The 16,437-nt window shown below is 38.1% G+C and carries 12 protein-coding genes; all 12 read right to left on the bottom strand.

What is annotated here, in order from left to right; all coding sequences use genetic code 11:
* Positions 1–25: 25 nt before the first annotated feature.
* Complete coding sequence (locus CC90_RS0119330; protein WP_031392360.1) at positions 26–1,504, bottom strand: hypothetical protein; 1,479 nt, start codon at positions 1,502–1,504, stop codon at positions 26–28.
* A 175-nt stretch (positions 1,505–1,679) separates the two neighbouring features.
* On the bottom strand, positions 1,680–2,669 hold the full coding sequence (locus CC90_RS0119325) for a hypothetical protein (RefSeq protein WP_051869799.1): 990 nt from the start codon (positions 2,667–2,669) through the stop codon (positions 1,680–1,682).
* Positions 2,662–4,401 carry an ABC transporter ATP-binding protein gene (locus CC90_RS0119320; RefSeq protein ID WP_031392358.1) on the bottom strand — a complete coding sequence of 580 codons (1,740 nt, stop codon included), beginning with the start codon at positions 4,399–4,401 and terminating at the stop codon, positions 2,662–2,664. Before CC90_RS0119320 ends, CC90_RS0119325 begins: the two co-directional genes overlap by 8 nt.
* Positions 4,402–4,579: 178 nt before the next feature.
* Positions 4,580–5,170 (bottom strand): serine acetyltransferase, encoded by a 591-nt coding sequence (locus CC90_RS0119315; RefSeq protein WP_198528784.1) that lies wholly within the window; start codon positions 5,168–5,170, stop codon positions 4,580–4,582.
* 28 nt (positions 5,171–5,198) lie between these two features.
* Complete coding sequence (locus CC90_RS23385) at positions 5,199–7,076, bottom strand: glycosyltransferase (protein WP_051869797.1); 1,878 nt, start codon at positions 7,074–7,076, stop codon at positions 5,199–5,201.
* A 2-nt stretch (positions 7,077–7,078) separates the two neighbouring features.
* Positions 7,079–8,770, bottom strand: coding sequence for an LIC_10190 family membrane protein (locus tag CC90_RS0119305; protein WP_157837567.1), 1,692 nt, complete (start codon positions 8,768–8,770; stop codon positions 7,079–7,081).
* A gap of 91 nt (positions 8,771–8,861) precedes the next feature.
* Positions 8,862–9,587 carry a hypothetical protein gene (locus CC90_RS0119300; protein WP_031392354.1) on the bottom strand — a complete coding sequence of 242 codons (726 nt, stop codon included), beginning with the start codon at positions 9,585–9,587 and terminating at the stop codon, positions 8,862–8,864.
* A 36-nt stretch (positions 9,588–9,623) separates the two neighbouring features.
* Positions 9,624–11,120, bottom strand: coding sequence for a hypothetical protein (locus CC90_RS0119295; protein ID WP_031392353.1), 1,497 nt, complete (start codon positions 11,118–11,120; stop codon positions 9,624–9,626).
* Between the two features lies 1 nt (position 11,121).
* Positions 11,122–12,492: a DUF6020 family protein gene (locus tag CC90_RS0119290; RefSeq protein ID WP_132038509.1), complete on the bottom strand. Its 1,371-nt coding sequence runs from the start codon at positions 12,490–12,492 to the stop codon at positions 11,122–11,124.
* Positions 12,493–12,662: 170 nt separating this feature from the next.
* A complete protein-coding gene (locus CC90_RS0119285) occupies positions 12,663–13,811 on the bottom strand; it encodes a transglutaminaseTgpA domain-containing protein (protein WP_031392351.1) in 1,149 nt (382 codons plus the stop codon).
* Between the two features lie 14 nt (positions 13,812–13,825).
* Entirely contained in the window at positions 13,826–15,850 is a 2,025-nt protein-coding gene (locus tag CC90_RS23815; protein WP_081906059.1) for a WecB/TagA/CpsF family glycosyltransferase, read from the bottom strand.
* 3 nt (positions 15,851–15,853) lie between these two features.
* The gene (locus tag CC90_RS0119275; RefSeq protein WP_031392349.1) at positions 15,854–16,405 is read right to left on the bottom strand and encodes an acyltransferase; all 552 of its coding nucleotides are present in this window, start codon (positions 16,403–16,405) and stop codon (positions 15,854–15,856) included.
* Positions 16,406–16,437: the final 32 nt, after the last annotated feature.

Raw genomic sequence — 16,437 nt, 5'->3', positions numbered from 1 at the left:
TCATTTACCTCGTATTGTTAATTAATTAGAAAAGATATTGAATCACTCCTATCATAGGAAGAATACCTACCAAACATGATATCGCGAATCTGGCAGTCAGCCACTTTCTTCGTTTTGCATAATCATGGGGAACTACTTCACCACTTTCTTCTCTTCTCGGATAATTCAAGACCAGGAAGTATATCAATCCAACAACAACAGCCGCACCAAAGCCTTTCATGATATTGCTTTCCCATATGCCGACTTTTTCACTTAATATAGAAATATAATGCGATAAACCATAATCATTCGCACTTAGATTATCATCAACGAATGAAAACTTATGTCTGGGCGCCAACATATTGCCAACCAAATTCAAATTACATGTCCAATAATATCCAATTGCTTTATTTAAAATAAACCCCACGGAAAAAACACCTTCTAAAACTAAATTTTCTCTCATCCTATGGGGGTGAAACATAATAATTAATATAATGTACGGAAGTAATAATATCCCCCATTGAGGATGCACTTTTACAGTGAGAACAAATATTGCCATAACTACTGCACATAAATAAATTACTTCTCTATTCTTCAATTCTTTTTTATTAAAATAACATATTAACCAAATTGCAATCATCCCGACAAACATCAGCGGAAGATGTTCCATGCTTATATATGTTAATTCTGCTGTACCACTTGCATTAGATGGAAATAATGCTCCGTTAACAATCCAATCAGCTTGTGCAATGATTCCAATCGTTTTCTCACCGCTTGCAAAATATATTTTAGGAATTGCAAGTACACTAATAACAGCTAATCCATACAAAAATATTTTCCAAACTTTTTTCTCACGCAACAGAACAAACGGTATGAAAATCCAAAGTGCAAACATCTTCAAAGCAACTGCCATCGCAAATGATAAGACAAAGCACTTGTTATTCCTTTTCAAATAACCATATATCCCTAACAGCGTGAATGCCACAGAAATAATATCATATCCACTGATTACTACCACTGCTATAAAAAAAATAGCCGATGAAAAGAAGAGAAATGAAGCCCATTTTGCCTCTTCCTTCTTCAGTTCACATTCTAATGCAATTTTATATATTAAATAGGCAGACAAGGCAGAAAAAATCCATACGATTCCTTTTATATATAATCTCGTAACATAAAATTCCAGAAAGCTATATCCGCTTAGTTTCTCCCATATCCATAGAGGAAAATTATAGAGCGCAAAAATCACATACATAGCAAAATCATAATCTCCTCCTCCTGTCTCTTCTAAAAATGTTCCTGGTAACCCTGTATAAGAAATTGAATAAAACATGGATAGCTTACCTTTAAACAGGCAATCCCATACCTTTATTCCACAACCGGATGTATGGGCTATATCCCCATATAGATAAAAGGTTGATAAGAAAAAACCTACTACTATTACAAATATCCACTCCGCTTTGTGTACATTTTTACTACCTTTTATATTCATTAGATTATCTTTTACCCTTTTTATTAAATCCCTCATATTCTATCTTCCTTTTCTCCTCTATAACACCCCTGCCTCACGGGATATCAAGGATTATATATAAGTTAATAGCATTAATAAACTCAACAATAATCATTGCCAATCAGTTTATTCTCATATATTACTTGGTTGAATATCATACCTCCGAAAGACATGCTAGCGCATAAAATCTCTCCTACCAATAACAATGATTTTCCACTATTTCGCTATTTCTGGGAGTTTCTGTTACTTTGGGATATACCCATGCATCGTTAAACCGAACCTCTGATCTTATATTATCTACCCAGCGCCTTCCTTTGATTCCAAACAGAATCTGCGTTGCACCTCCCATATGAATCACCTGCTTACCGGCATTTTTCAGCTTGGCCGCCAGTGGTAATCCATAAGCTCCGCAGCCTAAGATTGCCACATCAAAATCTATTTTTAAGGCTTCCCGATACATATATTCCAAAGCTTCGAACCAAGTCTCAAAACGTTCATCCTTTTCACCGGCAATGGTTTGAACAGCTTTAAGTGTCTTTAATTCAAAATCCGGCAGCACCTCTGTATCTGGGAAAAGAAGCTCACGCTTTTGATATTGTTCCCTAATGGATTCTTCAAAAGGATGGATAACTAATACTTTTTTTCCTTTCAATGCCGCAGACCAAGGTTCTTTGCATCTCCAAGGCTCTATATGATTCAAAAAGGAAACTCTTACATTCGGCATATACTCCGTAATCACATAATCGTCCATATAGCAATGAAACATCGCTAACAGATTTATGCTTTTACAGGAATCCAACATCAGATCAGTGAAATCCTCCGCCAGCGCCGGTTCATCCGGAAAAAATCCGGCCCCCTCCCCCAACCTATGAAACCACTCGGTAAACTGTGCGTCAATCTCCGGTGTATTACCAAACATCCGTCTGTTAAGGACACTAATCATCACGGCGAGCTCCGTGTTCCCCATTCGGGCAACCATAAAAGGTTTCCCTTCTTTTATTCTATCAGAAATAAAGCGATTGGTTTTTTCTTTTCCCATAACCCACTGATTAGCATAGAACGGTATAAATGGGTCCTTATTCAGATATTTTTCAAAAATATGCCTTCTAACTATTTTATGAAAATAAAAATTTCTGAATTCACTTCTTTTTTTATACAGCTTCCACTTTGTTTGCTTATTCATATAAGTGAATTCCTCCATCTCTTACTTCATATTTCAAGCTGCAGTTTTTTACTGTTGTCAACCTATGTGCAATAATAATAAGAGTCTTGCTTCCTGCCAAAGAATCGATGGCCTCCATAACTGCTTGTTCCGTATCGTTATCAAGTGCGGAGGTAGCCTCATCCAAAACCAGAACCTGCGGATTATTATATAACGCTCTGGCTATTCCAATTCGCTGTCTCTGTCCTCCTGACAGTCTGATTCCCTGCTCACCCACCTCTGTTCTAATCCCCTCACTGAGGCTCATTACGAAATCCTTCAGCTGTGCTTCCTCGATAGCCTTCCACAACTTCTCCTGATCTGTTTCGTCAGCTCCATATACAATATTATTTTCGATGGTATCATCCATCAGATAAATATTCTGGGGAATATATCCTACATTTTTCTGCCATGCCGAAAGATGTCTGAATGCATCTGTTTCATCAATGTACATAGTGCCCTCTGTCGGCGATAAAGCTCCCAGAATCAAATCTGCCAACGTAGTTTTACCTGCCCCTGACGGACCGGTAAGTGCCACCGAACTGTTTCTTGGAATCTCAAAGCTGATATTTTTCAGTACAAAATCTTCTCCTGTAGGATACTTAAAAGAAAGATTAGATACACGTATGGACTTCTCCAGCCTTAAGGCCTCCTCGCCCTTCGATCTATGTGATATGTTAATATCTACCCGCTCAATTTCCTTCAGCTCCTGATAGACCGCGTCAAAAGCAGGCATATTAAACAAAAGAGCACTTACAAATGCCGTCATTCTGTTAAAGGAAGGTAACAGCCGAAATGCTGCTATTGCAAATACTGAGATTGTAGTTACAAAATTTTCATTGCCTGCTCCATTTATTAACTTTATAATCACCGCCACCATCAGTGCCGTGATAGCAATAGTTTCCATCACCGGTCTGGGGATTAGCTGCAGATAACGATAATTTTTTTCCACGTCTGCAAAACGGCTATATTCATAGTCAAAATGCTTTAGGAAATAATCCTCCCTACCCATAATTTTGGTTTCTTTCATTCCACCAAAGGATTGCTGCATCCACTTAATGATTCCTGCGCTGTGAGTCCTGCTTTCTTCTCCCATTATTGATAAATGTGCCTTAAATTTCCTTGCAAAAATAAGAAGAAATGCCAAAAGTACAAATATAACTCCCAGTGTAATGCTTTTATCTCTCATGAATAGGTAAGTGCCCAAAACGATGCAGACTAAAAGCTCAGCAAATAGCTGCAAAATACCAAGTATCCCCTGAAACATCATAACCACATCGGTATTCACACTTCGAATCAAATCCGCACTATTGTGTGACAAATGAAAATAATAAGGCTGGTGCATATAGCAATCCATCATCCGGTACGCCAGTTTTCTCTGATTGCTATACGCAAAATGGTATTGAAGCTTGTACATAATGGAAACAAAGACATTCTTAACTACATATACCATAATCAAGAGACCTGCCAAAAAAGCTATAAAATCATTTCTACTCGAAAAATTAAAACTTATATACAACCATTTCAGATATTCCGTATTTTCAATCGAGCCCGGATCCGTCATTACATCAATCAAGGGCATAATTGCAGTAACACCCAACAGCTCGAGAAAAGCCGTAAATATTATCACAATTAATAATAATAGAAATTCGAATTTTTGTTTTTTTGTAAATATATAACTAAGCTGCTTAAACAATCTTTTGATTCTTTTCATGATTCCTCATTTCCTTACAATCTATATCCGTTCCCGCCGGTATACTGACATTATTGATATTTCTTTCATAATCAATTCTTCTGATATGTATCGATACACTGCTTTCCCTGCTCTATCTGATAACCTTTCCCGGCCCCAATCCCAATAAATAATCCCTTCTATACTGACTAATAGCATATTATCTCATAACATTAATAACAAATCGATTATCACACTTACCAATCGCCCTGGCCGGAACACCGCCTACTATTGTATTGTCTTCCGCATCCCTTGTCACAACTGCATTGGCTCCCACAATCACAGTATTTCCGATTGTCACCTTTCCTATAATCTTGGCGCCTGCGCATAGAAGAACCTCATCCCCTATACTGGCAACCTCGTCTCTGGACTTCATGATATTGTTCCCAATCGTTACTCCCTGCATGATTTCACAATTATTCCCTATTACAGCATTTACATGAATGACAATTCCTCCCCTGTGAGGCAACCTCAGCCCGCCCCCTATTTGAGTATGCTGATTTAATTCAATCCCGCACCTCCTCTGGAGTTTCCGGAAGCGAATATAGCAAAAGGAGTGCAATAAAAATTGAAGGAGATTTTTCTTTTCAAGCATTGCAAAATAGTGACAAAGCCTGAAATAGAGCAAAAAGCCTGTCAGAGAATTCCCTGAGAAAAAAGCCTTTATAATATTCTTTCTTGTACAAGACTCCAGATTGCGGTACATGTCACATTCTATACTGTTTTTCGTTTCATCCCATGTCATTCCCATACGTTATCTCCCAGATCTAAAGACGTATCTAATAGCTCCTCACACTGTTTATGGCATCTTTCACTTCATTAAAGTATCCAAGCTCATCCATACGTTTGTATATCAATTTTCCGATGAGTTCATAGCCTGCTGAATTGAAATGGACATCTTCCGCCGTTACTCTTAGCGAAGCAGGACACACTCCAACTGCCATCAATTCATTATCCACACTGGTCGGTATAAGCCCTGCATCACTGAGCCCCGCTGTCACCATATATTCCCTAAGATTAATATACTTCCTTCCATATGCCTTCTCCATCAGGCTCTCTATTTCGGTACTTTCTTCAGCTGTTCCTGAGTGGGAACCGACAATGATATACCTCTCTTGACCTATACCTTCCTCCTGATGTTTAATAATCGCCTGTTGCTGAGCAATCAGCTCCACTCCATCCTTATACCCTCCATTCTCTCCGATGAAAATAATTGGTATATAATCTGTATAGAGAACAGAACCTTGGGTTTGGATTAAAGAACCTTGCGGAATAGTTACCGCCTCACCATAAGTAATACGGGTAAAGTAGTATTTATAGTCCGCTGCTGCGTACGACTCCTGCTCAATAGTAATGATTCCCTCTATGCCATTTATAGATACACTTTCCATACCCTTATTGCCTTGGCGGAGCGGTGCTACAGGGTCACCGTTTTGGGAAGCTAAGTGTATTTCCACAGGTAACGCATCAGAAGCATTGCTTTTCACAAAGGACGGCATCCTCAACTCACTACTTAGGACAAAGGGAACTGCACCGTTTCTGCCCAATATCGTGTCTGTATTTTCACCGCCCACACCCATATTAATTACCTCCGGCACACCTATTTTCACATCTGTGCCGAACACCCCTGCTTCAATCTCATTACGAAGAATATCAGGATACTTAATACCTTTCTTAAGTCTTTCTCCGCTTGGTAAAATATCTCCTCCCGCACTGGCAGTCAGACTATCCCCCCAACAGACAATACCGGGAAGATAACGGCTGGTTGTTTTTTGTACCTTCATTGTAATATTCTCAAACCGCTCTTCTGCAATAGCTTGCTCTGTTGATTTTCTTCCGTCTCTCAAATGAGTAACATAAACCATAGATCCAAGTACTGCCGCCAAAATTATTATCAGAACAACGTATAAAGCACCATGAGGGGAATTCCCTTTATGCTGCGTTCTAAGTCTCATAGCAATCCAGCTCTTCATCATCTTTATCCTATATTCTCTTTTACCGATTAGCTTATAGGCACGTTTCAGCTTTAATGTATCCCGGTATGCCGGAATGGAACCGGAAGCTCCATCCACTGTAAAGTTGCTTAAAATACTATATATCCCCTGAAATCTTATTTCATCCTGCTTTCTGATCCTCATCATAAATTCGTAGTCTGCGGAATAAGGGTAATCCAAAGAATACATCCCATATTGTTCATATATTTTTTTTGTTATAAAGCAAGACGGATGTGCAATCATATCTTCTTCCAAAAAATCCGGATTCTTCAAATATACCGTCACTTCTTTGCCATCTGCTACCGTTCTTAATAAACCATATATAATGGTATACTCATATCCCTCATAGGCCGCCGACACCTGTTCCAAAGTATCCTTCTCATAGTAATCATCACTGTTTAAGATACCGATAAGTTCTCCGGACGCAGTCATGATCCCCTTATTCATTGCATCATAGATTCCCTTATCACTTTCGGAGATTACCCTTATCCTGTCTCCAAACAAGGGCTCATAACGGTGTATGACATTGAGCGTTTCATCGGAAGATGCCCCATCCACAATAATATACTCAAAGTCCTGAACACTTTGTTCCAAAACACTTCTCAGCGTTCTTTCAATTGTTTTTTCGCTGTTATAACAGACTGTTATGATAGAAAAAAGCATGTTTATTTCCTTTCAAAATTATTATAACAGAAACCATCTTTTAAATCCCTGCCCCGTAAGATTATTTTAGCTTTAACCGGTGACGCCGGGAAGGCTTCATAGCCTGTACGATCCCCTTCTGTTGGATAATAAAAGGAGAGTCCCTGAATCTCATAAGACATTGTTTCAAAATTCTCGTAATCCTTTTGATGAATCAGGTAATTACTTTCATATGCCGTTACAGTCTCTCTGCAAAAAGAAAACAGCTTATAGCATGCTAAAATACCTATCACCACATAAACCATCGTATAGCATACCTTCCTCAAACTCTCTCTACCTTCTACTATATATAAAAAGAGTCCACCTAGGGTCACTACTGTGGCAAGCCATACATAAACACAGCCATAACGAAAGAGCGGTGCGGAAAATAACCAGAAAAGAAAGGACACATTCACCGTCGTGGCTAATAATAGCCACACATACATCTCTTTTTTCTTCTTATAAAGCAAATGCAATCCCACTAGTATCCACATAAATACAGCGAAAATAGCTGTAAATACAGATAATTGCTCTAGTCGCCTTAAGCCTCCAAGCCATTCTGAGAACCAGATAGTAATTGGTTCCTCATATCGCCCTACCTCATAGATTCCTCGCCCCCACACCTGTATCTCTCTTGCGTCATACTCGACAATCCCCGCGGGTATCTTCCAATCCACAGCAAAAAGGTCTATGGAGGTAAATGGATAAACTAACCAACCGGAAATAATTACATTGCGAATCAGATACGGTGTAATGATAAGAATCCCAAGCCCAAGAAAGGAAAAAATCCCTCTTAGATTCCGTTCCTTTATAAGCATAACTGCCGGCTTTATGGCAAGTAATATAATCAGTGCTGCTGATAACTTAAGGCTTATGGTATAAACTGCAACAAGACTTAAGCACGCATAAGGAATCCATGACTCTTCCTCGCACTCCAATAAGTCAAGGTAACGGATTACAATATAGAATACTGTTAGTACCATGAAGTAATCTGATGTAGGAGATATCATTCCATTAAATATGCTAAATAGATAATAAATACATACTATTCTAACAAAATTAGAAAGAAACAACTTTTTTTCTATCTCGCTGCATACCTTCGCCAGAAGAAAAGCTAAAAATCCAGCCACACAATGGTAGGACTGCATCCCCAGAAAAGAAAAGCTAAAAAGTGCAGATAGACTGAAGGATGAGCTATTATAAGCCAGTCTGCAATGCAGATTTCCAAGCCCTCTCACTACACCGTATTCCTCAATCCACCGAATGCTCTGTGCATGGTAAAGTCCTGTGTCATAATGGATATAACCTCTTGAGGTTCCATAGGCAAAAAGTATAAACAAAAACAATAGAAGGGCTGTATATATAGCTCTTCCCTTTGTTATTTTCCCTTTTAACAAGGAGAAGTCCTCCAGCAGCTCCTGCCTAAAAATAACCGCAGTAGCCGCACATAGAAGAATGAGAATGATATTGGCCACAAGCCCTACCTTGTAGAATAAGCTGAATAACTGTGCATATACGGTCAGTACCACTAACCCCGCCATGCAGTAGTTCTTACCGTAGTAATTACAACTATCGCGCTTACCAATACAAAGAGGAATAACCCCCCTAAGTACTAGAAATCCCATGAAATAAGTGGTTAAAAGCATATACAAAAAAATCAATAAAACAGAAAACATATGTCGTACCTATCTATACTTTCTTATGTGTTTTTTACCTAAAATCTTTTGTTTTAGCAACCTGTTGAAATGGCTTGATCCAAAGTTCGCATCACACTCTTTTGACTATATAAAAATTAAACTTACTAAGTATATCCCTAACCTTACACTTCCATTCTGTATATCCATAGGTAATCCCGTTGGAACCGGACATTCCGATTACTCTGGGATATCTTGGAAAATTGGTGACATAGATGCTATTTTCCACTAAAATATCTGTATACACCATCTCCAGAAATATTCCCTGATCGTCCATCACCTTATTATAAGAATGCTGAAAATATTTTTTGAATTGTTCCATTGGCATTCCATAAATCCTAGTGTCGTAAATATCTCTTCTTGTTCGATTCGGAATATTAAAATAAGTACTGTCTTTTTTCATCCAAACTATAATATCCTTAATATTATTAATTTGAAGCCTTCCCGTTATCTTGACAAAAAAATCATCCGTGGCAGCCAACTTGCTGTAAGTAAACACATAGTTCATGATTTCTCCCTCTCCATAGCCTTTGCCATGAATGCGAGTCTGTTCCACATTCCCCGGAAAAGAAAGGAGTTCTAATTCTATTTTATTCTTTTCAGCCAGACCTTTTAGATGATACAATCTTTCCGTTCCATAATTACTGTTCTCACAGAATACAATTTTTGAACAAGCTCTTGACTCAAGTAAAAACCGCAAACTCTCTTCATATTGTGTGAAACGCTCATCTTCATTTTTTAATACCAGTTGATTCACTTGATCCGATGGCCGTATTGTTCCTGTCATGATTATAAACATCTGTCTTTCCCCGCCTGATTAATTGTGATTCCTACATTAAATATCCTTTTTTTTCTGATATAACGCTGAATGGATTCCGCCATCACGATATTCCAGAATCAAATGATACTGTTCATCCAGACATGCAAGCATTTCACTGTCCATTAGTGCATCATTCCAAAAGGAATAGTCATCATCTAAAAATTGTATTATAACATACTCATTTTCCCCTGAGCAAAGAGACGCAAACTGTTCATCAATACAATAGGGAAAAGTCTCATATCGAAGACTGCTGCCAAAAATAGTGAAATATTTAATGTGTGGTAATGTCCCTGTACAATTATAATAATGGGAGTTCCCAAGTACTAATACATTGGATGCTTTATCGGTAATCAATTGTTCCATTTGATATGCACTTTCATATGCATAGCTTGATGTTCCAATCCTAAAAATCTTTTTCACTAATTGTAAATTTGCTATAACTGTAATAAATAAAATTGCAATACATAAGGAAACAAACCATTTATCTTTAAAATATTTTGATATAATTATGAATAGCGGTATCATAAATGGCATATAGACAGTATAATAAATAGGATTTGCATTAAGAGAAACACTCATGCAAACAATTGTAAATAACAGCATAGATATCAAAAGTAAATTAATATATATTTTCTTATAATAATTTCCCGCTATCAGAATGCCTGCTGCTGCCAATAATACTATTGCTCCCGAAGGCGATAAAAGAAAATCTTTTAAGTATACCAGAACAGTTTTTCCTATACGTCCATCCTTAGAATAAAGAAAATTAATTTCAAACATAACATAATACATATCTTCAATACAATTATGCCAGATTCCATAAGCCGCTACCGGTATGATAGCAATGCCGGTACCACAGATAAGATAAAACAAATTAATAAAAAAATTACGTATATATCTTTGTTTTAACAACATACAAGCCAAAACCATTCCAAAAGGTATCCACATAGCAATCAGATTAGCTTGTATGAACAGAACCACACCTGCACAAAGACCATGTATCATCATCCATTTGGGATTATGCTCACATATTCTACCTTCTTTATTATTCATGTTTAAATATAACACTATATAATAAATACCTATAATTTGAAATGTTAACGCAAACTGTTCCCCTAAATTACCTGTATTCCAAGATAAAAAATTAGTAGACACTGCCATAAACATCATAGCAGCCAAAATGCATCTCTTATTATTTTTTTCAAATGTCAGTGCTGTTTTATATAAAAATATTAATTTAATCCATGCAAACAATATTTCCACAGCAAATAGCCCATTCATATTTTCCGGTGTCAGCCATGCTCCGATCCAATTAAACAAAAAGAGATAAAACCCTTTATGATCAGCAATTTCTTTATAAAGAACAATTCCCTTATTTGCACCCCGTCCCATTGTATAGAAAATACTGCTGTCCGGAGACAGGTATTGAATCACCGGGGAACTGCCTGCACATAAAAGCATCACAATAAATGCATAAATAAATAATATTCCATAAGCTTTTCTTTTTGTCATCTTATTCTTCTTTCCGTTCTTTTCTTATCATACCAAGTAAAACCGGTATACAAACTATAATCGGATACATATATCTGATCAAGCAGGTAGGCCCAAATAGTAAGGTGACATAATATACAATTAGAAAAACAATCGGCAGCATATAATTTCTATCGCCTTTATAGTATATAATTACAGCAATAAATACCAAAAGCCACCACCAAAATGCTGGAGAAAAAAACAACCTGATAATTGGTATATTTAGATATTGATTTTCAACAAAACAGTTGTGATATATCTGTTTCAATAACGGAAAATAGGAATGTTCTTTTCCAATCGGATTACCATCATAGCTCAGTCTAGCATCTGTTAAATATCCAAATCCCTCCTTGTCACCATATATATCCGTGTGAGAAAGATCATTAATATACCAAAAGCCAATGTTATTATACAAGAATGCCTCTATATATTCTTTAGGATGCTCTATTCCTAATGTAATCCACTCATTAATAAAGCCCTTTTTATTATTTCTTACATTTTGAGAATTCATATAAAACTTAATATTATCAGCCAGATACGGATTATACTGTTCTATTGTTTCTTCTGGAATAAAACGTGACAGAGAACTGCTTTCCTTCACTTCTTCATGATAATATCCGACTCTGGCCATCTGCTGTGCGGGTACACTCAACATTTCAACAGGGCTGCTCTTCTCAGCCCCGGTCAGCGCAATTAACCCTTGACTAAATACAAAAAACAAAATCAGGATGCAAAATTGGAGGACTGCAAATTTTTTTCTATTTTTTTTAATTATAAGCAGCATTACCGGCATACTTACCATCCATGCATAAAGAGCATTGTTTCGCATTAAAAGCATCAGAACTGTTATTATAATATTCCCGGCAATCGCTTTTTTCGAGAGCTCCCCTTCCTGTAACTGCAGCATATTCATCACATAAAGCAAGACAAGTACCGCAAATAGTGCATCCTTTGTTGCACTGACTGCTAAAATTGAATTAATCGGAAATACCCCATAAAATACAGCGTAGCAAATACAGAGTTTTTTACTTAATCCACTTGCATAAAGATATGCCACCGCATACGCAAAAACCGCGGATAATATGATCATTTGTATCAGCGTATAGTAATCGATTCCCATTCCAGGCTTTTCTAAGACACATCCCACCTTATACAAACCTCCTAATAATATTGAATGTAGGATGGGATGATGTGTAGAAAAATGATTCTCCATGACATACTTCACTTGTATGTTTACGTCATATGAAGCAATTCCCGGATAAAAAGCTAACCACACAGGAATATAAGCGCATAAAATGCATATCCAAGAGATTATAAACACTTTAAAATTTATTTTAATATTTATATGTGTCAAGGTAAACTTGGGGGCATACCGCCACAACAATTTAGCCGCTATTCCCCCTACAGCAGTTAAAAATATCCCACCGCATACGAGGGAAAATATATTTATATTTTTGTTTAAAATATATCCGATTGCAAATGCTATAAAAAAAGCATAACACACTCCATAACATACTACTTTCTTCACTGCACATTCTCCTTCTGTACACCCTCCTGTCCGCGCTCCTCCTGTACGGATGATATAACCATTCCTGCAAACAGCAGCGGAAACCAGCTCATCTGGGTAGTCTCCATACTGTTTATCGTCACTCCGCTTCCCAGAAGAAGTACTGCCATAATCACTGCAAGGTAAAAGGTCTTTCTGTCATTCACTTTAGCTACATAATACATGATGCTGATTATCAGGAGTAACGTCAATCCTAATCCGGCGAATCCCAGAGAATAAAATATCTTGATATAGAGGCTCTGTATGCTGATATCGGCTCCCATTCCGGTACCGAACAGCATGACAAGCATTCCTTTTTTTTCACAGATATCCAGAATCTTTCCCCATTCGTCATATCGAATGTACATATTATGATTATTAAAGAAATGTCCCTGAAACAGCCCTGTCACAAATTCCGAACTGTACAGGCCCATAACAGGAAGATAGATAATCACTACAATTCCAATCAATCCCAGAATCATCAAAGTCAAGAGAATTCCTGAAAGCTTTTTATTCTCAAACAGAAGTTCCATAATGTAAACAGCAATCACTGCATAAACAGCCAGCATTAATGCCATCTGAATTCCTGCATCGGAAAAGAATACCATATAGGGGCATACCAACAAAATGGTCAAAAGCTTCTTCACTGAATTTCTTGCAAACATAGCAATGAACACCATAGCAAGAATCATCGCAAAGGCCATATCGGTATCATTATAATACATATCGCCTCCCGCATTCCTTACTTTAGTAAGCGAAAAACCAAACCGGTAAATCCTTTCGATCAGATTAATATATATCACCAGATAAGAGGCTACTACAAGGGTTCCATAACATTCTCTTACTCTGTCATAATAAATCCGTCCCACAAAATAGATAAGAAATGCGGACATCACCTTGAAATATATCTGGTATCCACTTCCTGAACGGATAAAGGTAATGGTCAAGAGTAAACCCAGCAGAATCACAATTCCATCCGCCGGTCGAAACATCTTACGGATATCAGGGCGTACCAGTGCCGTCTGATAGACTAACAGGAGCAACACACAAACTACCATGATATAATCCAGTATCCGATAGTGATAGAACATATCTACAAATTGTTTTGCAAATAAAAATAAAGTCATAACAGCTCAGCCTTTCATTGCCGTAAGGTTTTGTTTGTGATGCAGGATAATATTTCATCCCGGTATTTACTGATCGATACATCCTTTGTTAAATGACGGACCAGATAATCTCTTCCTTTATCTCCCATCTCCGTCAGGCAATCCTGCTTCATTGTAACAAAGGTACGGATGAGCGCTTCAATCGCTTCATAATCGCCCGGTTCAACACTTATGCCGCAGCCTGATTCTTCCACGATAAGTCTTGCCTCCGACCCTTCTTCCAAAATACCAAGAACCGGCTTGCCGGCCGCCATCACACCATATAATTTACTTGGAACAGATACTCCCTTAATGCCCTTCGCATTGACCACAAAGTGTATATCTCCCGCATTTAAGCTATATACCAACTTATCCTTGTCCTGATACGGAATAAAAACTACATTAAATAACTGCTTTTTCTCCCGATAGACCTGAAGTTCTTCCAGCATGGAGCCCTCACCGATAAAGGCAAAGACTACCTCCTCCTGATCCCTAAACCCTTCGATTATCTTCATAATATTGAGCAAATCGTAATATAAGCCGATATTACCGGAGTACATAATGACAAGCTTGTCCTGCAGACCATATTGCTGCTTAAATCTCATGACCTGCTCATTATCCGGTGACAAGGGAATAATCTCTTTCTCATCAATCCAATTATTAATATAAGCATATGGGGGAAGAGTATCAAACCGCTTTTTTAAGGTTCCTATCATATCCCGTCCTACCACGATCACCCGATCGGCCTGTGTACAGCTATACTTATCCAGCATCATCATAGCCTCCAGAAGAAGCTTATTATGAGTAAACTTCACCGCCTGTATCTGCTCCGGATTGAAATCCTGTATATTATAAATCAGCTTTGCCTTTTTAATCCGCTTTCCGATAACACCAAGCATACCGCCAAGCATTGGCGGCTGTGAAATCGTAAACACATAATCCTGATGTTCAACCCGGAAGGTTGCCAGAATAGCCGAAAAAAAGTATGATAAAATATTAAAAATCCGGCTCAATGCAAAATTCTTCCGAAATTCCGGTATCCGGATCCTTAACACGTCCACTCCACCTATATTCTCAAAATAGTATTTATGTTTCCTGTAATGCTGTGGTATTTTACCCGTATAGGAAGGTACGGTACAAATAACAGTGGTATGAAAAGTATCATTTAACCCCTCTGCCAGTTCTGTCAGAATCTGTCCTGTAGATGCCACATCCGGATAATAATAATGTGCATAAATCAATAGGTTTTTTCTATCCGAATGCACATGCTTTTTCCATGCAAAAGCATCTTTAACAGACCGTAATAAAAATTTTGCATTTACCTTCGCATAACGAGTCCAAGATTCTTTCGGATTCTGCATCAGCCGGTATAACCATCCCTGATCATGGTTCCGCAGCCATCCGGAGGCCCGTCCCACAATTCCTGTATGATAATTCATTCCGGCTCCTACCCCCAGCATGAGCGAGTGTATAGAATCCTGATGCTCATACATCCATTTTTCCTGTTTTAGAACATCCAATCCCACCCAGACAACAGCAGCTCCTGATTCATTGATTCTCTTAACCGTTCTCCTATCGTCCTCTTGCGTTATTTGAGAACCGGATGCTTCCTCCATTCCCGCGATCTTCATCCCCGGATATTTCAAAAGGAGATTCTTTTTCAGCGCTTCCATCGTTTCCTGTGAACCACCATAAAAATAATGGGAAATATCAGTATTTTCAGTGGATTTCCAAAGTGCCTCCATCAAATCCGGCCCCGTGATCTGTTCTGCCCCCCGATATCCCCGCAAGCGTTGTATCATTGTAAGCAGATTTCCTTCCGGTAACGTAAGAAAAGCCGCATTCTGGATGTTCCTGTACTCTTCATCCTTATCCGACATTACCATAGTATATACATTTGACAGACTAATAAATTTCCCCTCGAGGTTATTGATCTGACTCACTATTAAATTAACCGTTTCCTGCATGTTGGTAACAGCTGTGTTGACTCCCAGTATACGACTAGTAAAAGGCTTTTTCATCACTTATACCCTTTTAATTGTTCTGGCAGGATTCCCTGCTATCACACAGCCACTTTCGAAAGTTCCGCTGACGACTGCTCCTGCACCCACTACACAATTATCTCCAAGATTACTTCCTTTCAATATTATCACATTACACCCTATAAAGCAATTTCTTCCAATGTGTATCGGTGCCGTGCCGATCTGATTCTTATCATCCAGCAGTCGTGCTTCGGGCTCCACCGGATGAAAATCATTATCCAGAATCTTAACATTGCCACCGATATTCGTATAATCTCCAATCTCAATCCTGCTTCTGGCATAAATTGTAGCCCCTGAGATTCCTACATGATTTCCTATTTCCACACAGGCCTCCGGAGTTCTTGTCAATATGATGGTCTTGGAATACAGGCCTACCAGATTAGACAAAAAGGAGCTTTTAATAATGCATCCCTCCCCAATAGACAGCGTTGCACCCTTTTTATTAAAAATAACAGGAAGTCCTTTTAAAATAAGACGTTTTCCATATTTTACATTCTGTAATTTCAGGAACAATTTATATAAAAAAGTAAGCATTCTCCCTCTCATTCTGTAACCGGTGCATTCAC

The organism is Kineothrix alysoides, from assembly GCF_000732725.1.
GTDB classification, from domain to species: domain Bacteria; phylum Bacillota; class Clostridia; order Lachnospirales; family Lachnospiraceae; genus Kineothrix; species Kineothrix alysoides.
This window is presented reverse-complemented; position numbering and strand designations above follow the sequence as displayed.

What these genes read in the sequence shown, in the direction of transcription:
- CC90_RS0119330 (WP_031392360.1), bottom strand. Translation starts at nt 1,504, where the DNA reads ATGAGGGATTTAATAAAAAGGGTAAAAGATAATCTAATGAATATAAAA.
- CC90_RS0119325 (WP_051869799.1), bottom strand. Translation starts at nt 2,669, where the DNA reads ATGAATAAGCAAACAAAGTGGAAGCTGTATAAAAAAAGAAGTGAATTC.
- CC90_RS0119320 (WP_031392358.1), bottom strand. Translation starts at nt 4,401, where the DNA reads ATGAAAAGAATCAAAAGATTGTTTAAGCAGCTTAGTTATATATTTACA.
- CC90_RS0119315 (WP_198528784.1), bottom strand. Translation starts at nt 5,170, where the DNA reads ATGGGAATGACATGGGATGAAACGAAAAACAGTATAGAATGTGACATG.
- CC90_RS23385 (WP_051869797.1), bottom strand. Translation starts at nt 7,076, where the DNA reads ATGCTTTTTTCTATCATAACAGTCTGTTATAACAGCGAAAAAACAATT.
- CC90_RS0119305 (WP_157837567.1), bottom strand. Translation starts at nt 8,770, where the DNA reads ATGTTTTCTGTTTTATTGATTTTTTTGTATATGCTTTTAACCACTTAT.
- CC90_RS0119300 (WP_031392354.1), bottom strand. Translation starts at nt 9,587, where the DNA reads ATGTTTATAATCATGACAGGAACAATACGGCCATCGGATCAAGTGAAT.
- CC90_RS0119295 (WP_031392353.1), bottom strand. Translation starts at nt 11,120, where the DNA reads ATGACAAAAAGAAAAGCTTATGGAATATTATTTATTTATGCATTTATT.
- CC90_RS0119285 (WP_031392351.1), bottom strand. Translation starts at nt 13,811, where the DNA reads ATGACTTTATTTTTATTTGCAAAACAATTTGTAGATATGTTCTATCAC.
- CC90_RS23815 (WP_081906059.1), bottom strand. Translation starts at nt 15,850, where the DNA reads ATGAAAAAGCCTTTTACTAGTCGTATACTGGGAGTCAACACAGCTGTT.
- CC90_RS0119275 (WP_031392349.1), bottom strand. Translation starts at nt 16,405, where the DNA reads ATGCTTACTTTTTTATATAAATTGTTCCTGAAATTACAGAATGTAAAA.